Genomic DNA, 24,105 nt, shown 5'->3' on the forward strand with positions numbered 1-24,105 from the left:
TTAAGCGTCTCCTTCGACAAAACCTCGATCGACAGGATTTCCTCTTTGGTCAGCTGCGTTGGTGGCCAGGGCATCACAGCGTTCGTTTTCCGGGTGTCCGGCATGCCCTTTGACCCACTTCCAGCTGACCTTGTGCCCCTGCACCGCTGCGGACATACGTTTCCAGAGATCGGCATTCTTGAGCGGCTTGTTAGGGCCACGCGACCAGCCTTTCTTTTTCCACCCATGAATCCAGCCCTTGTCCATGGCGTCGATGACGTATTTCGAGTCGGAGTAAACGGTGATCCGGCACGGCTCGCGGAGTGATTCCAGCCCCGTCAGTGCGGCGAGGATTTCCATGCGGTTATTGGTCGTCTTCGCAAATCCACCGCTGAGTTCCTTGCGGTGACCTTGATAGATCAGCAGGGTGCCGTAGCCTCCGGGGCCCGGGTTGCCACGCGATGATCCGTCGGTGTAGATGGTGATGTCCTTCATGCGGATGTCTTGCGTCATGGAATCAGTCGCTGCAAGCACATAGCTGGACTATGTCTGTATCCTGAATTTTACTGGTATTTTGCGCTGGGTTTCAGAGGATGAATTTTATGATTTTATCCAAATTTCAATACGGAATCGCAATTGCCGCCTGTTCGATCCCGCTGATGGTATCGGCTCAGGTGAACGAGCTTACGAAACAGGAACAACAAGAGGGATGGCAGCTGTTGTTCGATGGCAAGACCTTCGAGGGCTGGCGCAATTACCAAGGCAAGGGGGTGCGTGACGGCTGGCAAGTGGTCGATGGCACCATGCACCACACCAAGGGCGGCAAGGACCTGATGACCGAGAAACAATACGAAGATTTCGAATTCAAGCTGGAGTGGAAAATTTCCGAGGGAGGCAACAGTGGGATCTTCCTTGGGGTTCGCGAGATTAAGGATAGAATTTCCCGTTCAGGCATCGAGATGCAGATTATCGATAACGAACGCCACCCGGATGCCAAGAACGAGAAAAACGTCTCAGGCGCCTGCTACGCGCTCTACAAACCACCGGTGGGAGCCGACCGCAAAGCCGGTGAGTGGAACCAAGTGTACATCATCAAAAAAGGATCACACTATCAGTTTTTCCAAAATGGCGTGAAGACTGCGGACTTTGATCTGGAGGACACCGAGTTCATTGATCGCATTGCCGCAGCCAAATTCAAAGATTGGCCACACTTTGCCCGCTACCGCAAGGGACACATCGGGCTACAAGACCACGGCGATGTGGTTTCCTTCCGCAATATCAAATTGAAGAACCTCAGCGCGAAAGATTAGCGGCGATCAGGGGGCTTTAAAAAAAACTAAGCCTCGGCCCAATTAGGGAACATAAAAAAACGGCTGCGAGGAAATCCCCGCAGCCGTTTTTGAAAGAGTGAGTGATGGTATCACTCGCGAGCTCCTTACTGCTCGACGCTTGCGATCGTTTGAAGGATGCGGCCAGCAATTTTGTATGGGCAGCCCTGTGAGTTAGGTCGGCGATCTTCAAGGTAACCCTTGTAAGCATCGTCCTTAACAAAGCTGTGTGGCACACGAATGGAAGCACCACGGTCAGCAACACCCCAGGAGAACATGTCGATGCTCTGAGTTTCGTGCAGGCCGGTGAGGCGCTTGTCGTTGTCAGGACCGTAAACAGCGATGTGCTCTTCACAGTTCTCTTCGAAGGCGTCCATGAGTTTGAGGAAGTATTCCTTACCGCCGGTCTCACGCATGTATTCGGTGGAGAAGTTAGCGTGCATACCGGAACCGTTCCAGTCACCATTCAGAGGCTTACAGTGCCACTCGATGTCGACCTCATACTCTTCAGTGAGGCGGAGAAGGAGGAAGCGAGCCATCCAGATTTCGTCAGCAGCTTTTTTGGAGCCTTTACCGAAGACCTGGAATTCCCACTGACCTTTGGCCACTTCAGCGTTGATGCCTTCGTGGTTGATTCCAGCGTAGAGGCAGAGTTCGAGGTGGATGTCAGCGATTTCGCGAGCGATGCCACCGACGTTCTTGAAGCCAACACCACAGTAGTATTCACCCTGTGGGTTCGGGTAGCCGCCTTTCGGGAAGCCGAGAGGCACGCCGTCTTTCATCATGAAGTATTCCTGCTCAAAGCCAAACCATGTGCCTGGATCGTCGATGATGGAAGCACGGTAGTTGGTGGGGTGAGGAGTGCCGTCTGGCAGCATGACCTCACACATGACAAGCACGCCATTTTCGCGAGTGCCGTCAGGATAGACTGCCACTGGCTTGAGAACACAATCTGAGTCTCCGCCGTCGGCTTGTTGGGTGGAAGATCCGTCGAAGCCCCACTCAGGAAGCTGCTCAAGTGTTGGGAATTCGTCGAATTCCTTCATCATGCACTTGGTGCGGAGGTTCTGAACTGGGGAGTAGCCGTCAAGCCACACGTAGTCTAGTCTATATTTAGCCATAATTTTATGTTGTTGGGTAATGGTTAGTGTCTGGGATGCCGCATTTGAATGCCGCGACGGGCATGAAAGAAAAGGAAGCAATCAACGTGCCAATTTTTGATTTAATCGAGAATTAGTCGGTTGATTTGCCCTCGTGAACCTCGATGGTGATGAGAGTGGTATCGTCTCTGCCATCGTTGCTAATGGCACGATTCATCAGAGATGAGGCCAGCTCACTTGTCGAGCCCTGGTTCTTCGAAAATGCCGAGTGGATGTTCTTTTCCCACAGTCCGTCGATGACTCCGTCGCTACAGATGAGAAAGCGGTCGCCTGGCTGGTAGGAAAGGGCGCCAATTGTTGGTTTGGTCTGGTTTTTTCCTGCGCCCATCACCTGATAGAGCACGGATTTGCGAGGGTGTTCACGGAACTGGCGTTCGCTGATTTCACCACGTTCCAATTTTTTCCAGGCGTAGGTGTGATCGACGGTTATCATCTTCGTTTCACCGTTGCGATGGAGGTAGATGCGGGAGTCGCCGACGTTGGCAAAGTAGAGATTCTCCGGGGTGAACCAAGCGAGAGCCAAGGTGGCGGCCATCCCCTGGTGGGCCTCGTTGGCGGCCGCCTGAATGTTGATCGCTTCGTGCACTGCACAGATCGCCTTTTCCAGATGACTGGTGTAGTCTGGGTGAAGTCCTGCTGCCGCGGTTTTGAACGTGCCGGGAATGACCAGAGTGAGCTCGTCGAGGATCAAGCGCGATGCCACATCACCGGCATTGCCGCCGCCCATTCCGTCGGAAACTCCGAAAATTAAATCATGTGCCGCCAGCGAGTGGCTGCCTTGGTCGTCAAGCCGTGCCGCGCCATTGATATCCGAGGCAAAGGCGAGCCAAGAATCATCGTTGACCGGTTTCCGTGACCCCGATTGGGACAGCGCCGACCACTCAATGTCCGACGGCGCAGCGTCTGGCTCGAGCTTCGGAGCGCCGGGGAGGAAAGGATTGATATCGGGCATTGGGGAACTGAGAAAAATTACTGCTCCTTGGAGGGCATGTCGAGAAGTGTTGCGAGTTCAAAATCGATAATGCAGAACTGCCCGGTTTTTTCATCGTAGGTGATGTTGCGGGAGAACGGGTCGTCGTGACGGACGCCATATTTATCCTCGAGGTTTTGGAAAAGTTTGTCGCACTTTTTCTTGGAAATGTCAGGCGCTGGGGAGCCGCAGTTGGAGGTGACCAGGTGCAGTTCCTCCTCGTTGGCCTCAATAAACTTGGGCACATTGGTGCAGCCTCGTTCTTCGAGGGCTTTGAGGATTTTGACCTCGTTGGCGAAGCGTTCTTCCTTGTCGGTGCCACGGAAATATTTGTGCACATTGCCGTAGTAATCGATCTTCACCATGGATCGGATGCCGTCTTTGAGATTGCGCATGGCCTTTTGTAACCACGAATCGGAAAAATCGCACGAAGGAATTTGGCCTTCCCATCGAGGCCTTATAAAAACAACGTGTTAGCAGCCTTGAAGCCTAACCAAACTGCGGCCAAGGACCCCAGAACCGAGGCAGCGAGGTTGACGATTGCTAACAGTGGCGTCTCGCCAAAAAGTTTGTGGGTATCCAGTGCGAAAGTGGAAAAGGTGGTGAAGGACCCGAGGAAACCGGCCACTGCAAAGGGGTGGAGGCGTGCCCAGGATTCCTGATGCCGCACTGCCATGAAACCAATGATCAGTCCGATGACAAAGGACCCTAACAAATTGCATGCGAGAATACCGACGGGGAACTTGTGCAGACGGGTATTTGCCGCGAGCTGCTGAACTCCACTTGCGACGGCGTAGCGCGATGCCGCGCCGAGACCACCACCAAGAAAGATGTAGAGCCAGTGCATAATATGGGTGAGTGGTTAGCGTTGTGTGGCGGCCAGGAGGGCTTGCACTTTGTCGAGGTCCTTGATGCCGGGTGAGAGTTCGGCTCCAGAGGCGATATCGAGCGCGCAAGGGTGCACTTGATCGATCGCATCCGCCGCGTTCACCGGAGTAATCCCACCGGCCAGTAGCACAGGAATTTCGGGGTGCTGCGCGATGAAGGCTTGGGCGTGTGTCCAATCAAAGGTTTCACCAGTGCCTCCGTAAACGCCAGGGGCAGGGGTATCTAACAAAATGGCCGTGGCATTGTAGTCGTATATATTGGCCAGCGAGTCTTTGTTTTTCACACCGATGGCTTTGATGAAAGGGAGGTTCTCGCTTGCAAAAGCAGCGCAGTAATCTGCCGATTCATCACCGTGGAACTGGGCGACATCAATTTGATTAGCAGCTAACAGACTGCGAGGAAGTTCCGGATCTGCGTTAACGAAAACACCGACACGGAGGATCTTCCCTGCGGCGTGTTGCAGCAGGGGGCTGGCGGAATCCGGGGCGAGGTAACGCTTAGAATGCGGCCAGAAATTGACACCCAAGGCGTCGACGCCGAGATCGATCAGTGCACTCACATCCTCCATGCGGGTGACTCCGCAGATCTTGAGAGATGTTGTGGTCGGATCGAAGAAGGCATTCATGGGGGACTCGGAAAGAAGTGTTTTTTAACTGGCAGTAGGCGATAGGAAAGCGGGACTCGGTCTCGTTACTCGACGTTCTGCACTTGTTCGCGGACTTTCTCCAGCTCGGTCTTCGCATTGACGATCAGCTGGGCCAGGGTGGCGTCGTGGGCTTTGGAGCCAATCGTGTTGAACTCGCGATTGAGCTCTTGGCAGAGGAAATCGAGTGGTCGTCCCACTGGTTCATCCTTGCCCAAATATTCGCGGAACTTGGTGAAGTGCGAGTGCAGGCGGGTGATCTCTTCGCTGATGTCACAGCGTTCGGCAAAGAGGCCTATTTCTTTCAGCAGCCGCTCGTCGTTCAAGTCGATCTCGAGACCGGCTTCACTGAGTCTGCGATGCAGCTGCTCGCGATAATGGGTCACCACCGCCGGGGCGTGGCTGCTGATCTGTTCGGCAATGTGTTCCAGACTGCTGAGCCGAGCTTCTGTATCGTCGTGCAGATGCTGACCTTCGCTGGCACGCATGGCAATCATGCTATCGAGGGCATCGTTGACCGCTGGGATGACGGCTTCACGAGCTTCCTCCACCGAGGCGGACTCTTGATCGAAATGTAAAATTTCCGGTGTCCTCAGGAAATCCGCCGAGGTCGCTTGGATCGGGCGGTCAATAGCATCGGAGAGTTCGGTGAACGCCGCTTCCAGGGCGCGCGCGCGCTTGGTGTTGATCCGGATCTGATCGCTGGCTGTATCTGATTGTTCAATCTGGATGGCGATGTTGACCCGGCCACGTGATAACTTCCCAAGGGCCATCTTACGAATTTCCGCTTCGAGTTCGGCGTAGGCGCGAGGCAGCTGCACCACGATTTCGCCTTGCTTGCGGTTGACCGAAGAGGCCTCCACGCGGGCTGCTAGAGTGCTTGTGGCGTGCTCGGCACGACCGAAACCTGTCATCGAGTGCATCATGTCTGGGTAGGTAGTTGGGGGAAGGGATGAGGGTCGTCGTGTTTCCTAACGCTCTTCCTCGTTACTGCCGTCGTGTTTACGGTAGTCATCATCGTCGTCGTCCTCATCATCGTCGCTTGAAGCGCTGTCTTCGGCATCGGAGGATTCCGGCTTGGGCTTGTCGGTCTCGAGGTAGGGGCCTGGATCATAGTCGGGCTCTAACTCGGATTCGTCGAAGTCGTAGGTGCCGTCATCGGACTCTTCGCCTTCGTCTTCATCGTGGTCGAAGAAGTCTTCGTGATCGCGGCGGTAGATTTCCATCTGCTCGTCCATGTCGGGTTCGTCGTCATGGTGGTCGAAATGCTCATCCGGCGAGTGGCCGTGGTCATCGTGCTCGTCGTAGCTATCGTAATCGTCGTCCTCGCCGTAAGCGGCGGTGAGCGGTGGGGCGGCTAGGAGTTTCTTACGCAGTTCCTCCTGCTCCGCGAGTTCCTGTTCGCGTTCCTTGCGCCGATGGAAAAAGGCGAGCCAGATACAGATTTCGTAGAGGATCACCATCGGTCCGGCGAGCAGCAGCAGGGTGAAGGCGTCCGGTGTGGGGGTGATGATGGCGGCGATCACCACAATGGCGAGAATCGCGTAAGAACGCGTGTTCTTCATGATCTCGTAGTTCAAGATCCCCAGCTTGACCATGGTCATCACCACCACAGGTAGTTCAAAACCTAGACCGAAGATCAGGGTGAACTGGGTAGCAAATGAGATGTAGTAACCAATCCTCCACTCGTTGGTGACTCCCATTTCCTGACTGTAATTGTAGAAGAAATCGAGCACCTTCGGCAGGACGAAGAAGTAGGAAAACAACACGCCCCCGATGAACAGGCCAAAGCCAATCAGCATCGCCGGCCACATCGCACGTTTTTCATTACTCTTCAGCCCCGGCAGAATGAACTGCAGGATGAACAGCAGCAACAGCGGGAAGGAAATCACGATGCCCGCGAAGAGTGAAAGCTTGATCGACAGCATGAAGCCCTCGGTCGGGTTCAGCGCCTGCATGAGCACGAGCTTGCCCCTGGCATCGACGGCGGCATCCGGGCGTTTTCCCTCTTCCATCAGCGCCATCAGCTGTTTCCGCAGATCGTCTGATATGTTGGGCAGCCCTTCAAGGAACTCAATGCCCTTGCCATTGGTGTTTTCCATGTCGATGGCGGCACGGTAGTAAACCACGCTCTCGGTATGGAACTTGAGGTTTTTATCGCCTGACGGATCGAGCAGTCGGTAATAATGATCGCGCTGCTCCGGAGTGAAGGCAGAGGTGTCGCGCTCTGCTTTCTTGGCCATCTCCCAAGTGCTGAGATCCAGCTTCACTGGGCCATCCGGGATCTTGTCGTTCTGGCTGATCTGCCAGACTTGCTCCACTGGCCGACGGATGATCTCCATCAGCTCGTTGCGGAAGACAAAACAGACTGCCATGGCGATCACCAAAGTGAGCACCACCCGCGTGATTACCACACGGAGGTCCTCCAGGTGCTCAAGAAAGGGCTTTTCTTCGTCCTGATGCGTGTGATCACGCAGCTGAAATAATTTTTTAAGCAGAAACATGCGACGGCGGGGAGTTCTTTAGCCTATCATGATGCGATCGCGAAGAAGAAATCTGCGGGAAAATTGGCGACCGCTTGAGGCATGAAACCTGTCTACGGTAGATGTCGACCGATCTGTCAAATTCCTCCACGTCACAACCACAGGCGGCTCGCTGCCAATATCGAGGAGGGGAATCGACCCGTAAGCAAAAAATGAACAAAGTTCGGGCGAATTCCTATTTGAAACCGAACGCTCTCAGGCATAGGATGTTTAGAATTATGGCAAATACACTAAACTCCTATCAACGACTACTTGTACTGACCGACCTCGGTAAAATCCGCGTGCTTGGATTCACTGAGCCCAGCGACGATCCTACCGAAAAAATCCACCTTACCGAGCTTGCCGAAGAGGAACTAGAAGCCCCTCGGGGAGCGAAAACCACGGACACTCCGGGTAAATTCAATCGTGGTTACGAAGCTGGTGAAGGCGATGCGATGTCACACGCCGAGACCAAACTGGACGTCGAAGTGGAAAAACGATCGATCAACCAGGTGGCCAATGAGATTTGCAGCAAGGTGATGTCGCACGGCTGCAAGCACTTCATCCTCGCCGCACCGCAAGAACACCTGAAGCGCCTGGTGGCTGAGATGACTCCCGATTGCAAAGCTTTGATGGTAGAGTCCCACGGTCTCGATCTGACCAAGGAAAAGCTTCCGGCTCTGGAAAATAGATTCCTCTAAAGCCTGAGATAAATCATCCGGCGCGCATCAGCTATCAGGAAGCGGGGGATCTTGCCCCCTTCTTCCGGATCGCGCGAATGCCTTTGCGAATCACTGCCCAAGTGCGTCTGGACAGCCAGACGGCGAGGATGACCACGGCAAGGAAGACAAAAAAGGCAACCACCGGCGCGCCGGCCATCAGGCCCAGGCCACCCAGCACCAATCCATCTTCACCGAGGCTGGCAACGGTGTTGGAGACTGGCTCGGGGGACATATTGATCAAAAGTCGACCACCCGCCTTCGAGGCGTGGGTGATGAGGGTGGTGCCGCCACCCAGAAGCGCGGCGATGACTGACACGGCGGGGTCCATTTCTCCCAGTGCGGTCAGGGCGAGCAGAGTACCGCCGATTGGCCGGATGAAGGTGTGCACAGCATCCCAGCTGCTGTCTAACCACGGAATCTTATCGGCAAAAAATTCTACCAGAAACAGCACTCCGGCGACACCGATGATCCACGGGTTTTCCAAAACCGCCAATGTTTCATACTTGTCGGCTAAATTGACCCAGTTGAAACGGATCGCCATCCCCGCCAGAAAGGTGGTCAGGTAAAGGTTGATTCCAGAGAGCGTGGCAAAGCCGAGCGCGACCCCTAGCAATGAAAGTGTCTCCATAATCCACATGCTATCGCACAAAGTTGATTTCGCGATGGGAAAATCGGCTCGATTTTGTAAAAGCAACCTTCATGCTTCATTTTCGTCGTGCTTCCAGCTCCAGCTCTGCCACCAATCTGCTGGCCGTTTTCTGTTGCGGCTGGCTGCTGGCAAGCTGTTCGCCCATGGAAACTGTTCCAGGCGAGAGCAAGGCTCAACACCCTACGGCGGCATCTCACGATTTACTGGCTCAGTCGCGCCAGTGGGTGACGGCAGTGGGCCGACCACAGGCGCGAGACCAGCTGAGCAAGGCACTGGCGAGACAAGACCAGTCGGACGGGCAGCTGGAACGCCGCTTGTTTAAAACCAACGCGGAGAAGGATTACATCTTCCCCGAATCGCTCGCCACCATGCCACGTGCGGAACGCAACAAAACTGGGGTCTACTTCGTGCTCGGCTTCAATCAGGACAAGGGCCGCTCGCCACCAATCATTCGACGCACGGTGCAGCATATGAACGACTTGGGGTTCCGAGCCAAATTCATCGATGTCGCTTCACGGCAGACTGCAGACAATGATGCCTCAGTCATCGCCAAGGCGCTGCGTCAAGAGCTGCCGAAGGTCGAACGCGCGATGCTCCTCGGGTTTTCCAGGGGCAGCACCGACCTCGTTCACTTCTGGCATGGGCCAGCGCATGACATCCCTGCCGAGGAGTTGCGCAAAATCAGGCTCTGGGCGAACTTTGCGGGAGTCCTGCGCGGTTCTGAAGTCGCCCGCTGGGGCGCCTTGGGTCACGATCCTCTGGCGTGGGGCTTTCGTTGTTTCCTGAACTGGCGCGAAGGGGCACCGAGAACCTCGTCGGCCGATCTGGCATCCATCGGTTACGATAAATGGCAGTATCCGGGGCGCGGGTTTCCTGAGGCGGTGCGGGACGATATTACCGTGATCAACTTTGTCAGTCTGCCCGATGGCACCGACGGCTGGCCTGAGGAGGACCGACATTTCAAGTGGCTGGCCAGCACGGCGGCACGGCAGGGAAGGGTGATAGGACCCTGTGATGGTCTGGTGGAAAGTGCTGCGTCGATCCTACCTCCGCAAACAGGCATCGAACAATGGATCGTGCGGGTGCACGGGTCTCACTCGCTGTTAGGTGGCCGATACATGAATGGCAAACCCGTGGCCGCTCGCTATCATGCGGGGCAGAAAAACCGCCTCCAATCCGGCGTCACCTTGCTTGATGATTTTGTGCGAGCCGTGCCAAAATCATCGCTGGAATAACAGCTTCCGCTATGAACCTCCAGCACGCGTCTAACTCTTGCAGAGTTCCAGCACCTCACGGTGCACGGCCTCGATCTCTTGCGAGGCATCGATGACGTGGGCAAAGGGTTCGTCGGCCAAGCCCAAAAATAGATCTCTGCAGAACTGAAGGGCGTCGCGTTTTTCAAACTCATTGGCCTCGCCATCACGCACGCCGATGCGATCTAGCGCGGTATCCACGTCCAGATCGAGGATGATCAAGATGTGAGGCAGCGGAGCAAAGGCCTCGTTCTTCTGGCGAATCTCCTGAGGATCGATGCCTCGGGCGCCTTGGTAGGCCATGCTGGAAAAGTAATATCGATCGAGAATGACCATCCCTCCCTTGAACACCGTGGGCAGAATGAGTTCTTCCACGTGCTGCTCGCGGTCTTTTAGAAAATATTCCAGTTCCTGCTCGATGGTTAGTCGGCCGGTGGTGGCACTTTCGCGAAGTTTTTTACCCCACGGGCCATCGGTGGGTTCGTGGCTTTGCACGACTTCGTGCCCTTGTTTCCTTAGAGCCTCTGCCAGCATCGTGGCTTGGGTCGATTTGCCAGTGCCATCGATGCCTTCGATGACGATGAGTTTCCCTGTTTCTTGCGGTGTCGGGTCGGTGGCGGCCGTATCTTGATCGGATGTCATACTGGTCGTCGTAAGTGTGTTGCTGCCTCTCCAGATCATCCGCAGAGAACTGGCGAAAACGTGCGTGCTGGCTGGTGTTAGAGCTTTAGCCAGGCGTCCATACCTCCGGCGACGTTAGTGACATTGGTAAAGCCTTCGCCGCGGAGAAACTCACAAGCTCGATCGCTACGCATACCTGCTTTGCAGTGAATGATGATCTCGGCGTCCAGGCCAAGTTCCTTTAATGTTGGAATATGAGAAGGAACGGTGGCCAGGGGAATGAGCTTGGCTTCGGGGATGTTCGCCACGTCATGTTCCCACGTTTCGCGGACATCGATCAGGGTGCCATCGAAGCCGTTTTCCAGGCGTTGTTTCAGTTCCTCGACGCTGATTTCGCCAGGTTGGTTGGTTTCTTGATTGGAATCGGGCATGCCACAAAAGTTTTGGTAGTTTACGAGTTGGGTGATGGTTGGGTGATCGCCGCAGAGGGCGCATTGGGGATCGCGTTTGAGCTTAAATTCGCGGAAGCGGGTATGCAAGGCATCGTAGTGAAGAAGTCGCCCAAGTGGTGGCTCGCCAACGTCTAGCAAGATTTTAATCGCCTCCATGGCCTGCATGCTGCCGATGATTCCCGGGAGCACACCTAACACTCCGGCTTCAGCACAGCTGGGCACCGAACCTGGGTCGGGAGGCTGGGGGAGCATGCAGCGGTAACAGGGCCCGCCAAGATGCGGGGCGAAGACGCTAAGCTGACCTTCAAAGCGGAAAATCGATGCGTAAATGTTAGGCTTTTTCAGCAGCACAGAGACATCGTTGCTCAAGTAGCGGGTGGGGAAATTGTCGGTGCCATCAAGGATGATGTCGTAATCCTTGGCGATCTCCATGGCATTTTCCGCGGTGAAGTTCACCGGGTGCTGCTCCACTTGCACATGCGGGTTGATGTCGCTGAGGCGGGTGGTGGCACTCTCGAGCTTGCTCATGCCGAGCGTCGACTGGCCATGCAGGATCTGGCGCTGCAAATTCGACAGCTCTACCACATCGGCATCGACCAAGCCGATGCGCCCCACTCCGGCGGCCGCCAGGTAGAGCGCCGCCGGTGATCCCAGACCACCGGCACCAATGCATAACACCGAGCTGTCCTTTAGCTTCTGCTGCCCCTCGAGGCCAACTTGGGACAGGGTGAAATGCCGTGCGTAGCGTGCTTTTTCCTCCGTGCTGAGCATGGCGGGAGCTTAGGCCTAATTCTTGCGGAAGGTAAACTGATTAGTTGGTCGGAGTGTCAGCCTCCATGGTGTTCACCGGCTTGGTAGGCGCAGCTGGAGCGCTCGATTGATGTGCCGGTGGCTTGCTGCGGCTACGGTATCTGGCTGCAGGGTATGGCTTAGCCTTTGCGGTATCTTCCAGCAAGACACTGACGGCTTTTTCCAGCTGATGATCGATGCCGGCACTGAGTTCGCCGGGGCGGTTCCAGATTTCGTAATGCGGCTTGGCACCATTGAGTTCCATGTCTTCACCATCCACCGTGCTGAACCAGCCGCGGAAGGGCATGCGCATGGTGGATCCCATGATACTCACGGATCCGGTGGAAACCACTCCGCCAGCGGTGGCGACCCCCACTAATTTTCCTCGGCCCAAGTTGCGAATAGCGTGCGAGAAGATCTCGGCATTGGAATAGCTGTTCTGGTTACAGAGCACAATGATCGGCTTGCTCCATGTAGCGTAAACGATGCGGTCCTGTGGGTAACCGACCCCACCACCACGAGGAATGGTATAGGCGTGGCGTGGCTGGCAAAGTGCGGTCAGCAAGTGATCGGTAGTGAACCCGCCACCGTTGTCGCGGACATCGATAACGATGCCTTTTTTCCCGGCGCCTTGTTCGTAGAGGTGGTGCTCGAACTGCTCGAACTCGTCCCACATCATGCGGGCTACGTGGATGTAGCCCAGCTGCCCGCCGGAAAGTTTGTCTACAGCCGCCTCGGTTTCATCGATGCGGGCGTTCTTCGCGAGATCACGCGCTGCGGTGTAGCTGATCGGCTGAATCTTCACCTGGCGTTCCTTGCCTTGGGCATTTTCCACGGTCAGGTAGACTGGATCAGAGAGTCGGCGGTTCAATACACTGGTCAATGGGGTATCGGTGCTGACTTCCATATAATCCACCTTGGTGATCAGCTCGCCGGGGTTGATCTTGGAGATTTCGTGGCTCGCCGGGCTATTCGGGATGACCGATTCCACACGCCAGCCTTTGCCTTCGTGTTCGGCATCAAAGCGCACGCCGAGGTGCACGGTGACCTCTTTCCATGGTGTGCGTGGTTTCCACGGAGTGGGCCAAGTCTTGGAGCGGAAACCCATGTGCGAGGCATTGAGCTCGCCTAACATCATGTTGGCTACCCGACTGAAAACCGTCGAGTTCGGCGCTTGGGCCGCCATGTCTTCGTATTTCTCAAGGATCTGATCCCAGTCGCGGTTATTCATGGCCGGGTCATAGAACCGATCGCGCATTGTCTTCCATGCGGTGCGGAAGGTCATGCGCTTCCAGTTTTCCGGATCGCGGTAGGTGTAGATGGTGAATGGATACTTGGTGAGTTTGCCGTTGATGAGCACGGATGGCAGACCTTCTGAGAGCATGTAAAGTTTTCCCTTGGAGCCCATCCGGATAGGGGTGCCAGAGGCGTCGGCGAATTTGCTCGGCTTGGCATTGCTCTTTGCCTCGATGGCGTAGATGGATTTGCCTTTGCTCGACTGGAATAAGATCTTCTTCGAATCGTGACTCCAGATGACATGCGTGGGGATGATGCCCTTGACCTCCAGTCGGTTGACTCGCTGGGCGATATTGTGGAAATCGAAGCTCTCCTTCGCCTTTTCTTTTTCCTTTTTCTTGTCCTTAGTGAGTTTCTCGAGGGCTTTTTTTACCACCTTTTTCGCGGTGTTTTTGTAGGCGGGATCTTTCTGCATCAGCTTGCGAGCACGCTCACGGGCTTCGCCATCACTGTCTTTGGCCTCATCGGAGCGGTAGAGATCGACGTAAAACAGATCGTAGTTCTCCTTATGGTGTCGACCCACAAAGGCAAGTCTACGACCGTCGGGTGACCAAGACGGGAAGAAATCATTGTCCGGGTGGCGACTGATATTGACGGGAGCGCTGCTGCCATCGGCGGCAACGATGAAGATATCGGAGTTGAAATCATTATTCTTAACGGAGTAAGCCAGCCATTTTCCGTCAGGGGACCAGCGCACGGATGGTGGCTCCCAGGATTCCAAGATTCGGCGAGGCTCGGATCCGTCGGCCTCACTGATCCAGAGGTTACCCGGGTAGGTGGTGTAGACCATTTTCTTGCCTTTCGGTCCAGGTGTGACGCTGTTAGGTCGATCACTGGATTTCACCAGCACGCTGTGTTCAAACTTCTTGGCCTCCCACCAATACTTGCCAGGCTTACTCTTTTCCAAACGGCGGATCTCGGTGTCGATACCGTCGTCGTAGAGATACACTACCGATTTACCGTCGTGGGAAAACCAGACGTCTTTCTCGTGACCGGCGGTTTCGGTGAGGCGGTTCGGTTTTTTCAGCACCGTGTCCATGGCCCAGAGGTCGCCACGCGCGGTGAAGACGGTTTCCAGTCCGCTCGGGGAAAAAGTCACGTCTTCGGTCTCGCGGATCACCAGTTCATGGGATTCGGCCGGGCCGAGGTCTTCGTTGTGCCAGAGCTTGAGCTGCTGAGGCTTGGCGGGGTTGTCTTCCGTGCTGTCATCCAGTGACAGGGTGTAGAAATCAAAGAGATGGCGGAAAACCATCGTGCTGCCATCGCGAGAAATGGCAGGCTGCATCACGCTGTCGTCTTCAAAGAAGGTCACTTGGCGACTGCTTTTCGTGGCGAGCTCATAATACCAGAGATTGAATCCGTTGGGGCTGCCCTGAGTGTAATAGAATCCGGTGCCTTGCTGATCGTAGACAGGGGTGCGACATCCATACTCGCTGGAAACAGGCTGTTCGAAGACATCTTCGCCCTGCGCGTTTTGGGTCCAGGTCCAGACTTGGCTGGCCTTGCTGCCGTAGTATCCTTTGCGGTAAAGCTGCTCACTGCCACGTGTAAAAACAATCGATTTGCCATCGGCGGAGTAACGTCCGTTCTGCGCGTAGGCTTTAAACACCAGCTGTTCTGGAGATTTTCCATCGATCCCCACTTCGAAAAGTTGATAGGGGATGGCACCTACGGAATCACGGATGCCTTGCACCAGGACTTTTTTCCCATCGGGCGAGAGATCTTGTAACATCGAACCTTGCGAGTGGAAGGTCAACTGGGTGGCTGCGCCGCCACTGCTCGACATGCTGTAGCTCTGGAACGTGCCGTCGCGGTAGCTGCCAAAACAGATCGACTCGCCATCGACAGTGAACCGAGGGCTTAAGTCGCGCGCCGGATGACTGGTGAGTCGGTGCGCCTGACCTCCATTGGCAGAGGCAATCCAAATATCATCGCGCCATGAAAATACGATCTTGGAACCGTCTGGGGATACGTCCGGATAGGCAGCCATCCGGATGGGTTCGGCCGCGTGCACGTTGAGGGCGATCAGGGCTGAGGTGAGAAAAAGCGGGAATCGTAGTGTCATGACAGGAAATAAGTAGTGGAAACAGCGGAGCAAGGTGTGGGTCTTGTCTCGCCAAGACGAGAATTATCCCACGAGTTCGAAAATGAACTCGGTCGACCAATAAAGCTGCTATCGACGGACCAGCAGATACTGGGCCGAGGTCCTCCAAATACGCACGGAGGAGTGAACTACTTTCCGAGTTTCTGCTCGTGAGTTGGATTCGGTGGCAGGCCGTGCTCGAGCGCCTTCCCATAGAACTCGGAAGCCTTTTCTTTTTCGTTCTGCTGCAAATAGAGCACCGAAAGGTTGAAGTAGGCTTCGAACAGGGTGGGATCGAGTTTGATCGCGGCGAGGAAATGTTCTTCCGCCTGGTTAAAACGCTTGCTGCCACCGGCGACGTTGCCGAGGTAGAGGTGCGCCTTGGCATTGCCTGGTTTTAGATCGAGGGCACGCTCGAAGGCATTTCTGGCGCCATCGAAATCTTCGCTGTGGTAAAGCGAGAGCCCTAGCATCTGGTGTGCGTAGCTGCTGTTCTCACGCATGGTGATGGCCTCATTGAAGAAGTCGCTCGCCTTATCGTAGTTCTCGGTTTTTAGCTCCACCACACCACGGTTACAGAGGGTAGGGAAGTGGCCGGGGAAACGCTCGTCCATGTCCTGCAGGATCTGGCGCGCCGCTTCGTAGCGTTGTTTCTCAAAGGCACGCTTCATCAGCGGCGTGTAGGTGGCAATTTCCTGCTCCAGAGCATTGCCAAATGCCTGGGCGTGGGTGCGGGAGACACGCTCAGGGCCCATGAACTCACTGTCGGGCCGACGAACCGTCATCAGAACCTTCTCCTGATCGGTGAGTTCCACCTTGGCGTTGCGGATGTCACGAATCACCTCCGGCATGCCGGGGATGTTCACCTTGGATTTCTGGTAGGTGTCCCAGAGGATCTTCTCGGCCGTGCGACGACGCTCTTGCGAGGCGATCAGGCGCTTCACCGTGGCCTTCAAGATTTCAATCTCCTCGGCCTTCGCGGAATTGTTTCTGCTCCCCGGGTTCTTGCCACGAGAGGCTAACAGGTCGGCCTCAGCATCGCGCAGTTGACGTTCGAGCGTCTTGATTCGGCGACTGTGGTCCGACTGCTCATGCTGGTATTTCATGATCCGGGTCTTGGCAATGGCGAGGTCGCGCTTGGCCTCCACCAGCTCGTCTTTGGTCGCGTTGTTCTCTTTCTTGAGATACTCCAGTCGATCCATCGATTCCTTCAGCTCCTTACCCAGGCGCATGTTTTCCGCGATCAGCTTCTGCACTCCCTCGGAGTCGTTTTGCTTGAGGATGTTTGCCAGGGTGTCGCGCTCGGTGCGCAGTTCGTTGCGCTCGCGTGTCAGTTCGTCGATGGTCGCCTGCGATTGTGTCAGGCTGCGCTCCATCCGGGCAATGGTGGCATTGGCTGCCCCCAGCTCGCGGCGGGTGTTGTTGAGCATTTCCGTCACAGTGGTCAGCTCTTTGCGAAGCTCCCGCACCACGCGGTTATCGATCTTCTTCTGAGCTTCCATGTTTTTCTGGATCTCTTCGGCTCGGCTTTGGGCGAGCAGGGCGTCTTCTTTATACTTCTCCGCCATCTTTTGGGTCGCCTTGAGTTTCTTCTGCGACTCCTTGAGGGCGCGTGCGGTGATGTTGATCTCCGCCTTGATCGTGCGGTTCTGATGTGCCAGTTGATCCATGTCCTTCTGCAGCGGGGCGCGGGCGAGGATGTTGCGTAGCGTCGTCAATTCGCGATCGCGGCGGGCGATTTGATCGATCAGCCGCTGCTCCTCGGCCTTGCCTCCGCCGGACCCAGTGCTGCGTGCCCGGCTGAGTGTGTCACGAAGACGTTTGTTATCGACTTCCAAGATTTTCAAACGGCGCTGAATTTCCTGATCGCCTGAGTTCCTCGCAATGGATGGTTGAATCGCGTGTCCGCTTGCCAATGGTTGTGCCTGTCCTCCTTGGGGAACTTGCGGGCCACCTTCGACCAGGTCCTTGGTCTTTGCTTGCTTGCCTGCCAGCTCGGCTGCAGCTTTGGGTTCGATCTCCTTGATTGATTCACGGGTGGTTTTGACCCGTTCCTCAACCAGGTGAGGTTTCCACTTGCTGTGATAGCGCGAGAGGATGTCGTAGTATTTGGCCGCCTGACGGTATTTGCGCCAGGCATCGCTGTGTTTATTCTCCGTTTCCAGCTTCTCAGCGTCTCGAATGGTCAGCCAGGCTTGGAAAAAAACATCCGCAGGAGCCAGGGCACGTGGGTCCTGTTGGGCAGAAAGTTGTTGGGGGAGCGTGAGCAAAACCCCGCAAAGAATGAAGATGGGCATAACAAACCGAAGAGGTCTGAAATCCCGGATCGGTAGGTGCGAACCATTCATAAGTCACAAAAAGTATCGAAATTCGTGTCATCATGCAAACGCAAAAACGGCCCGAATGACGCGATAAAACCCGCTCCACGATGGCCGTCTTTTCTCTGCAAATTTCTTGCCAAGTTTCGGGGCAGAGTCTAGGCAGGTGGCGCAATGAAAGTAATTATGATTTATGGCAGCGCCAATGATGTTCCCTTCATGGAGCCTGCTCGCGAATACCTGAAAGATGCCAATGTCACTTACGAAGAGACTGTCCTCTCGGCACACCGCAACTTGAGTGAACTCATCGAATACCTCGGCAAGCTCGAGGAAAAAGGTGAAAAAGCCGTGATCCTCGCGATTGCCGGCCTCGCAGCAGCCCTTCCAGGCGTGGTTGTCATGAAGACATCCCTGCCAGTCATCGGCGTGCCAGTTCCCGGCGGTCCATTGAATGGCGTGGACGCCCTGCTTTCTATCAGCCAGCTTCCCGGTGGTGTGCCTGCTACCACGGTAGGACTGCACAAAAAAGCACCTGCCAATGCCGCCATGGCCGCTCACCGTATCCTTCAGCTTGCTGGAGCCTAATTTAAATGCGTCGAGCACTCTCAGAATCTGACATCGCCGCCGCGGTTCAGCAGCTGTCCGATGGGATCTTGCAAAAGAATCCCGACTCGGACTTCGTGCTGGTCGGGCTGCGTAGCCGTGGTGACGAAGTGGCTGAGCGAATCCTTGCCCAGCTCACCGCCCAAGGTCTCAATGTGGAGATGGGAGTGCTCGATATTTCTCTCTACCGGGACGATCTCGCCCACCTGAGTTCCAACCCAAAACTTCAGGGAAGCGACATTCCGTTCACCGTGGACGGAGCGAAAATCATCCTGGTCGATGATGTGCTGTTCACCGGTCGCACCGTCAGATCCGCCATCGATGCGCTGATGGATTACGGTCGACCCTCCAAGATCGAACTCGCGGTCCTGATCGATCGCGGACATCGCGAGCTACCATTCGCCCCTGACTACGTGGGCATCACCCTCGATACCCAGCGGATGGACTACGTGGATGTGAAACTCAAAGGAAGTGATGGTCTCGACTCCGTGGAGGTGACCGAAAACCAAGATTGATGGTCAAGATTCCGGACAAAAAGCACGGCGACCGGGAACTGAACGACCTCCGGAAACGTAATGCATTTGCCGTCCGGCCACCCGTGCAAGCGGTTGTCAATCTAGCGCTTCATCCCATTCTGCTGGCCGCCGTCTACCTGCTCACGCTGACTTCCGCAGGTCTAGCCATTGCCGCTCTTTACATCCCCGCATTGAGCTGCGCGGGGCTCAGCTTGTTAAGCTCACTCGTTATTTTCTGGAAAAAACCACGATCCAGACACCATGCGGCGTTCATCGCCATTATATCATTACTTGTGCTGGTGTTCGGTTCCGTGTATTACCTCGCTCAGTTTGAGCCGACCTCCAATGACCCGCAAGGACCTATTAGATATTGAATCCCTCAGCCGTGAGGAAATTGAGCTATTGCTTGACCAGGCTGGACCGTTTAAAGATTTATTCACCCGCTCGGTGAAGAAGGTGCCGGCATTGAAAGGTAAGTCGGTGCTGACCTTGTTCTACGAACCAAGCACACGCACCTTGTCGTCGTTCGAAGTGGCCGCCAAGCGACTCTCCGCCGATGTCACCAACTTCGATGTGCCTCACTCGTCCGTGGTGAAGGGAGAGACCATCAAGGACACCATCGACACCCTGCAGGCGATGCGCACCGACTACATCATCGTGCGCAACAAGATGCCCGGTCTGCCGCAAATGATTGCCCGCGAGACCAAGGCCTGCGTGGTCAATGCCGGTGACGGCGCCCATGCGCACCCGACTCAGGCGCTGTTGGATGGCTTCACTTTTCGCGAGGTATTCCCTGAACTCACTGGTAAAAAGATTCTCATCGTCGGCGACATCCTGCACAGCCGGGTCGCACGTTCGACCTCCACCTTGATGCGCAAGCTCGGTGTGGAAGTGGCATGGTTGGGGCCTGGCTCCTTGGTGCCGAAACACGGACCGAAGGAAATCGAGCGCTTCACCAACTACGAGGAAGCCATGCGCTGGGCGCCCGACTGCATTTATCTTCTGCGTGTCCAGATGGAACGTCAGTCGGTGCAGTATTTCCCCAGCCTGCGTGAATACACGAAACTTTACGGCGTGACTCCCGAGCGCTTCAAACGCATCGCCGATCAAGGGACCTACATCATGCACCCTGGTCCGGTTAACCGTGGCGTCGAACTCTGCGACGCGGTGATGGACTACGATCGCAGCTTAATCAATCAACAGGTGGAAAATGGAATCGCCGCACGGATGGCCGTGCTTTACTGGCTGAAACCTGACACCCCAACATCATAATCATGGCATCTCTACTCATCCAAAACGCCCGCATTGCCTGCGAGGAAAACGACGATCTCACACCGGCCGATGTGCTGGTGGAAAATGGCACCATCACTCAAATTGGCGACCAGCTCCAGGCACCGGAAGGCGCCAAGGTCATCGATGCATCGAACAAAATTCTGATGCCTGCGATGTTCGATACCCACATCCACATGCGTGAGCCGGGGCAGGAGGCCAAGGAAACGATCAAGTCCGGCAGCGAAGCAGCAATCAACGGTGGCGTCACCGGCGTGGTGCTGATGCCCAACACCTCTCCTGCGATCGATTCCGCCGCCATGGTGCGCACCATTTATGATATCGCCAAGCGCGATGCCCGCATCCCGGTTTACACCTCCGGCTGCATCACCAAAGGTCGCGAGGGCAAGGAACTTGCCGGCATCGATGGTATGCTGAAGCTCGGCGTGAAAATGCTTACCGACGACGGCGATGCGGTGCCTGATTTACTGCTGCTGAAACATGCGATGGAGTATGCTTCCGAGTTCGATTGTTTCTTCGCCAGCCACTGTGAGGTATTGGAACTTTCCGGACCGCGCGCGCTCAACGAAGGAGTGGTCAGCCATCGCCTTGGCATTCAGGGGACACCTGCCTGCAGCGAGGAAATCTGCATGGACCGCGATATCCGTCTCGCCCACGCCACCGGAGCCCGCCTGCACATCCAGCACGTATCCAGCAAGATCGGTATGGAAACCATCCGCTGGTGGAAACAAATGGGAGCCAAGGTCACCGCCGAAGTTTCTCCTCACCACTTGCTCTTCAACGAGGAGGATATCGGCGACTACGATACCCACTACAAGATGAACCCGCCACTGCGCACCGCGGAGGACAACAAGGCATTGTTAGAAGGTTTGAAAGAAGGGGTCTTCGACATCATCGCCACCGACCACGCACCGCACACGCCTTTCGAGAAATCGCAGGACTTCGTCAATGCGCCCAATGGCATCACCGGACTGGAAACCTCGCTGATCTCGCTGTTCCACTACTTTGTCAAAACCAACGAGTTTGGCTGGGGCTTGATCGTGAACCGCTACTCCGCACAACCGCGCCGGATGATGGGTCTGGATCCGGTTCCCATCACCGAGGGAGGCAAGGCCGACTTCTTACTGTTCGATCCCGAAGGTCAAACCACCTTCAGTTCCGACTACATGCAGTCGCTCAGTAAGAACACTCCTTTCCTCGACAAGACACTCGACGGCAGCATTGATCTCGTGGTCTTGGGCGATGAGGTTCTACTGGAAAGGTAGAACCGTTTGGCGGTCTGGCAGAGGTTGTTAGGCCGCATTACATCTCACCGTAGAGCGTGGTAATGCGCTCGATCAAGGCGTGGTGCTTCGGCGGCGCGTCTTTTATCCATTTGCTGAGATAGGCTCTAAAACTCAAACCCGGCTTGGCGGCCGTGACATTGAGGTAGCGCAGCGCATCCCAGTGTTTCGGTTGCCGCTCGAAGAGGGGCAGCAGGGCAACAGCCATCGCTCCATTGTGCTGCCGGAGCTTCGGGTTGCGGCGCAGTTCGAAGCGATGTTTCCGATAGTAAGCAGCCAGATTTCGTTGCTCGATTTCCGGATACTGTGCCATCACCTGCTCGGCATAGTTCTGCAAATGGGTCGCGTAAATTTTCCAGTGAGGGTAGGGCGGTTGCGTCTTCCAGTCATCGGCCATCGCACGCAAACAATACAAGGAGGCAAGCTCACAGATCGTTTCCTCAAACCAATCGTTCTCCGTGCCGTCGTCCCGCAGTCCGCAGAGCACATGACAGAACTCGTGTGCCCATTGGTAGCTATACTGGCTCCATTGCCGCCCCTGGCTATCGAGTAAGATTACGATTTCACCCTGATCGTTTCGTCGATACATGGCCGCCGGGCCACGACGCCCGCGCACTACGACCATCTTTTCAAAGTCCACCCGATCGAGATGCCGCCCCATCACCTGCGTGGTGGAGTGCAGTAGTTTGGAAAGGTCGGCTGGGCGCGTCTGAAAGCCTTCCGCATCGATGCGCAGGCGGATGCTCCCTTGTTCCTCCGCTTGCATGCACGGCAGCGAAAGAGCCAGCACTACCAGACCCAATATCTGCCGAGATAAAAAAATCCGCTGGATAGCGCGAGCCGTCCAGCGGGTTGGAAAAGGGAATATCATCGGTGTTAGGCCGCGTGCGCTTCCTCCAAACTCAGTTGGTGGCTGCGATTCATGCGGAAGACAAAGACGGCATTCATCAGGAAGGCAACTGAGATTAGCAACCACACCATGGCGGTGCCATTGCTGATGTTCAGCACCGAGCGGTAGGCCGTGGCTCGGGCAGCTTCAGTGTGAAGGATGCCGTGCTGCAAAGTCGAGCTGTCTTGCTCCGCCTTGGTCATGGCCAAGTAAGTGCGATCTATCTTGGACTGCCCCTTGAACCTCTCTGAGTTGTTTTTCATCAACACCGCCGCACAGACTAACACAACGGCGATCGCGGAATTCAAAAATAAGAACCAACGGGTATTCCGACTGCGGCTTGTATGGGTAGGTGCTTTCATGGGATGGGGGGGGAGTTGGGTTAAACTCGCCTAGAAGTATCGACCACAATCCTGATCAGGTAAAGATATTGGCACACGAAGGAGCTGGAACGCCCATGCCTAGGGGAAACTTTTTACAAAACTATGTTTCACTTATGCGGACTAAGTTCCTAACAAATAACAAAACCACGGAGTTCACCACTTGATCATCCCGCTCTCTTAAGCACTTAGAAGCTGGAAGCATGACTGGAAAGCCGCTTTTTTAAAATGGCGATAAGCAGCCGGATCTAAGTCTGTTAGCTCACATCAAGCAACAGCACGATTTCACCCTTGGCTGGACGTTCTTGGAAATACTGCCACAGCGCGGCAGCGGAATCGCGGTGGTAGGTCTCGAATTTTTTACTCAACTCTCTGGCGACACAAACGCGCTGCTCCGGGTTGATGTCGGCGAGAATTTCCAAGGTGGATCCGAGCCGGTGAGGGGACTCGAAGAAGATGGCTGTTTTCCCTCCACCGATGGCAGCTTCCAGCGCCTTGCGACGTTTGCCTTTTTTCACCGGTAGAAAACCATCGAAGCTGAATGCGTGACAGGGAAAGCCGGATCCGGCAAGCGCCGTGAGCACAGCCGAGGGGCCGGGCAACACGGTGTATTCCACGTCCTCGGCGATACAGGCCTGCATTAGTCGATACCCCGGGTCCGAAATCAAGGGCATGCCGGCATCCGAGATAATGGCGATGTTCGCGCCATTCTGCACCTTTTCGATCAGTTCGGGAATGCGCTGTGCCTCGTTGTGATCGTGCAGCGAGAGCAGCGGTTTATCGATCTCGTAGTGCTTCAGCAGGGGGCGTGAGTGACGGGTGTCTTCACAGGCGATCAGATCAGCCTCGCGCAGCACCTCAAGCGCACGCTGGGTGATGTCGCCTCGATTGCCGATGGGTGTGGGGACGAAGGTAAACACGGAGTGGTCGGGGTGTTAGAATCCGTCGGCCAGGCGGGCAACCATCGATTCCGCAGCTCTACGCAGAGCATCAGGCAGAGCATTCGTCCGAGCTACGTGCAGGTTGCCACCGGCAAAAAAACGGGTCTCGCCGCTGGATTTGCCCTTTTCAAGAATACGCGCAGGATTGCTTCCGTCTCGCAGCACCCACTCGATGGTAATTTCCATGCTCAGCTCTTCCGTGCTCAAGGTGTCTTCACGGGAGGAACTGATCTGACTGTAGTCGATTTCGGAAACGCGACCTTCCAACACCGCGTCCGCCGTGTCCGCGGTGGCAATTCGGTAAGTGCCGTCACGTGTAAGTGCATCCACAGCACTGTTCGTTGCATAGGACTCTGCGCGGATCTGCAGGGTGTCGTTTTCAAACAACGGCACGTGAATGCTTTCCACCGCAGCCAGATGTGTCGGCTTGGCACCACCCAGCTGATAGCCAGCGCAGGAGGCGAGAAACATCGTCAGGACAAAGAGAAGGAGAGCTTTCACAGATTCGGTGGCGTTTGGGAGATTAACGGA

General features: G+C 55.5%; 25 protein-coding genes. 8 read left to right on the forward strand and 17 right to left on the reverse strand.

The window, feature by feature from the left end; genetic code table 11:
* Positions 1–492, reverse strand: coding sequence for a ribonuclease HI (rnhA, locus tag JO972_RS12155; protein WP_309490329.1), 492 nt, complete (start codon positions 490–492; stop codon positions 1–3).
* 89 nt (positions 493–581) lie between these two features.
* Between rnhA and JO972_RS12160 the strand changes: the two genes are divergently transcribed.
* Complete coding sequence (locus tag JO972_RS12160; protein WP_309490330.1) at positions 582–1,289, forward strand: 3-keto-disaccharide hydrolase; 708 nt, start codon at positions 582–584, stop codon at positions 1,287–1,289.
* Positions 1,290–1,414: 125 nt separating this feature from the next.
* Here the strand turns inward: JO972_RS12160 and JO972_RS12165 are convergent, their stop codons facing one another.
* From JO972_RS12165 to tatC, 7 genes are all read right to left on the reverse strand, one after another.
* Positions 1,415–2,428: a glutamine synthetase beta-grasp domain-containing protein gene (locus JO972_RS12165; RefSeq protein ID WP_309490331.1), complete on the reverse strand. Its 1,014-nt coding sequence runs from the start codon at positions 2,426–2,428 to the stop codon at positions 1,415–1,417.
* 112 nt (positions 2,429–2,540) lie between these two features.
* A complete protein-coding gene (locus tag JO972_RS12170; protein WP_309490332.1) occupies positions 2,541–3,419 on the reverse strand; it encodes a PP2C family protein-serine/threonine phosphatase in 879 nt (292 codons plus the stop codon).
* 17 nt (positions 3,420–3,436) lie between these two features.
* Positions 3,437–3,832, reverse strand: coding sequence for a BUD32 family EKC/KEOPS complex subunit (locus tag JO972_RS12175; RefSeq protein ID WP_309490333.1), 396 nt, complete (start codon positions 3,830–3,832; stop codon positions 3,437–3,439).
* A gap of 62 nt (positions 3,833–3,894) precedes the next feature.
* Positions 3,895–4,284, reverse strand: coding sequence for a fluoride efflux transporter CrcB (crcB, locus tag JO972_RS12180; RefSeq protein ID WP_309490334.1), 390 nt, complete (start codon positions 4,282–4,284; stop codon positions 3,895–3,897).
* 15 nt (positions 4,285–4,299) lie between these two features.
* On the reverse strand, positions 4,300–4,950 hold the full coding sequence (locus JO972_RS12185) for a phosphoribosylanthranilate isomerase (RefSeq protein ID WP_309490335.1): 651 nt from the start codon (positions 4,948–4,950) through the stop codon (positions 4,300–4,302).
* Positions 4,951–5,015: 65 nt separating this feature from the next.
* Positions 5,016–5,894, reverse strand: coding sequence for a YicC/YloC family endoribonuclease (locus tag JO972_RS12190; RefSeq protein ID WP_309490336.1), 879 nt, complete (start codon positions 5,892–5,894; stop codon positions 5,016–5,018).
* 45 nt (positions 5,895–5,939) lie between these two features.
* A complete protein-coding gene (gene tatC / locus JO972_RS12195) occupies positions 5,940–7,472 on the reverse strand; it encodes a twin-arginine translocase subunit TatC (RefSeq protein WP_309490337.1) in 1,533 nt (510 codons plus the stop codon).
* Positions 7,473–7,729: 257 nt separating this feature from the next.
* Between tatC and JO972_RS12200 the strand changes: the two genes are divergently transcribed.
* Entirely contained in the window at positions 7,730–8,191 is a 462-nt protein-coding gene (locus JO972_RS12200) for a host attachment protein (protein ID WP_309490338.1), read from the forward strand.
* Positions 8,192–8,225: 34 nt separating this feature from the next.
* Here the strand turns inward: JO972_RS12200 and JO972_RS12205 are convergent, their stop codons facing one another.
* A complete protein-coding gene (locus JO972_RS12205; RefSeq protein ID WP_309490339.1) occupies positions 8,226–8,840 on the reverse strand; it encodes a DUF4126 domain-containing protein in 615 nt (204 codons plus the stop codon).
* Between the two features lie 71 nt (positions 8,841–8,911).
* On the opposite strand from JO972_RS12205, the gene JO972_RS12210 reads away from it, so the two are divergent.
* A complete protein-coding gene (locus JO972_RS12210) occupies positions 8,912–10,096 on the forward strand; it encodes a hypothetical protein (RefSeq protein WP_309490340.1) in 1,185 nt (394 codons plus the stop codon).
* A gap of 30 nt (positions 10,097–10,126) precedes the next feature.
* Here the strand turns inward: JO972_RS12210 and tmk are convergent, their stop codons facing one another.
* From tmk to JO972_RS12230, 4 genes are all read right to left on the reverse strand, one after another.
* Positions 10,127–10,756, reverse strand: coding sequence for a dTMP kinase (gene tmk / locus JO972_RS12215; RefSeq protein ID WP_309490341.1), 630 nt, complete (start codon positions 10,754–10,756; stop codon positions 10,127–10,129).
* A gap of 77 nt (positions 10,757–10,833) precedes the next feature.
* Positions 10,834–11,958, reverse strand: a complete 1,125-nt coding sequence (gene moeB, locus JO972_RS12220) for a molybdopterin-synthase adenylyltransferase MoeB (RefSeq protein ID WP_309490342.1) — start codon at positions 11,956–11,958, stop codon at positions 10,834–10,836.
* 40 nt (positions 11,959–11,998) lie between these two features.
* Positions 11,999–15,337, reverse strand: coding sequence for a S41 family peptidase (locus JO972_RS12225; protein ID WP_309490343.1), 3,339 nt, complete (start codon positions 15,335–15,337; stop codon positions 11,999–12,001).
* 167 nt (positions 15,338–15,504) lie between these two features.
* Positions 15,505–17,652 carry a tetratricopeptide repeat protein gene (locus JO972_RS12230; RefSeq protein ID WP_309490344.1) on the reverse strand — a complete coding sequence of 716 codons (2,148 nt, stop codon included), beginning with the start codon at positions 17,650–17,652 and terminating at the stop codon, positions 15,505–15,507.
* A gap of 207 nt (positions 17,653–17,859) precedes the next feature.
* On the opposite strand from JO972_RS12230, the gene JO972_RS12235 reads away from it, so the two are divergent.
* From JO972_RS12235 to JO972_RS12255, 5 genes are read left to right on the forward strand one after another with little or no spacing between them, the layout of a single operon-like run.
* Positions 17,860–18,258, forward strand: a complete 399-nt coding sequence (locus JO972_RS12235) for an AIR carboxylase family protein (RefSeq protein WP_309490345.1) — start codon at positions 17,860–17,862, stop codon at positions 18,256–18,258.
* A 5-nt stretch (positions 18,259–18,263) separates the two neighbouring features.
* The gene (gene pyrR / locus JO972_RS12240; protein ID WP_309490346.1) at positions 18,264–18,791 is read left to right on the forward strand and encodes a bifunctional pyr operon transcriptional regulator/uracil phosphoribosyltransferase PyrR; all 528 of its coding nucleotides are present in this window, start codon (positions 18,264–18,266) and stop codon (positions 18,789–18,791) included.
* Positions 18,791–19,165, forward strand: coding sequence for a hypothetical protein (locus JO972_RS12245; protein ID WP_309490347.1), 375 nt, complete (start codon positions 18,791–18,793; stop codon positions 19,163–19,165). Before pyrR ends, JO972_RS12245 begins: the two co-directional genes overlap by 1 nt.
* Positions 19,137–20,063 (forward strand): aspartate carbamoyltransferase catalytic subunit, encoded by a 927-nt coding sequence (locus JO972_RS12250; RefSeq protein ID WP_343221589.1) that lies wholly within the window; start codon positions 19,137–19,139, stop codon positions 20,061–20,063. Before JO972_RS12245 ends, JO972_RS12250 begins: the two co-directional genes overlap by 29 nt.
* A 2-nt stretch (positions 20,064–20,065) precedes the next feature.
* The gene (locus JO972_RS12255) at positions 20,066–21,346 is read left to right on the forward strand and encodes a dihydroorotase (RefSeq protein ID WP_309490349.1); all 1,281 of its coding nucleotides are present in this window, start codon (positions 20,066–20,068) and stop codon (positions 21,344–21,346) included.
* Between the two features lie 37 nt (positions 21,347–21,383).
* Here the strand turns inward: JO972_RS12255 and JO972_RS12260 are convergent, their stop codons facing one another.
* From JO972_RS12260 to lptE, 4 genes are all read right to left on the reverse strand, one after another.
* Positions 21,384–22,130, reverse strand: coding sequence for a hypothetical protein (locus JO972_RS12260; protein WP_309490350.1), 747 nt, complete (start codon positions 22,128–22,130; stop codon positions 21,384–21,386).
* A 110-nt stretch (positions 22,131–22,240) separates the two neighbouring features.
* On the reverse strand, positions 22,241–22,615 hold the full coding sequence (locus tag JO972_RS12265; RefSeq protein ID WP_309490351.1) for a hypothetical protein: 375 nt from the start codon (positions 22,613–22,615) through the stop codon (positions 22,241–22,243).
* 275 nt (positions 22,616–22,890) lie between these two features.
* Positions 22,891–23,553, reverse strand: a complete 663-nt coding sequence (rsmI, locus tag JO972_RS12270; protein ID WP_309490352.1) for a 16S rRNA (cytidine(1402)-2'-O)-methyltransferase — start codon at positions 23,551–23,553, stop codon at positions 22,891–22,893.
* Between the two features lie 15 nt (positions 23,554–23,568).
* On the reverse strand, positions 23,569–24,075 hold the full coding sequence (gene lptE, locus JO972_RS12275) for an LPS assembly lipoprotein LptE (RefSeq protein ID WP_309490353.1): 507 nt from the start codon (positions 24,073–24,075) through the stop codon (positions 23,569–23,571).
* Positions 24,076–24,105: the final 30 nt, after the last annotated feature.

It is taken from the genome of Oceaniferula flava, assembly GCF_016811075.1.
GTDB classification, from domain to species: domain Bacteria; phylum Verrucomicrobiota; class Verrucomicrobiia; order Verrucomicrobiales; family Akkermansiaceae; genus Oceaniferula; species Oceaniferula flava.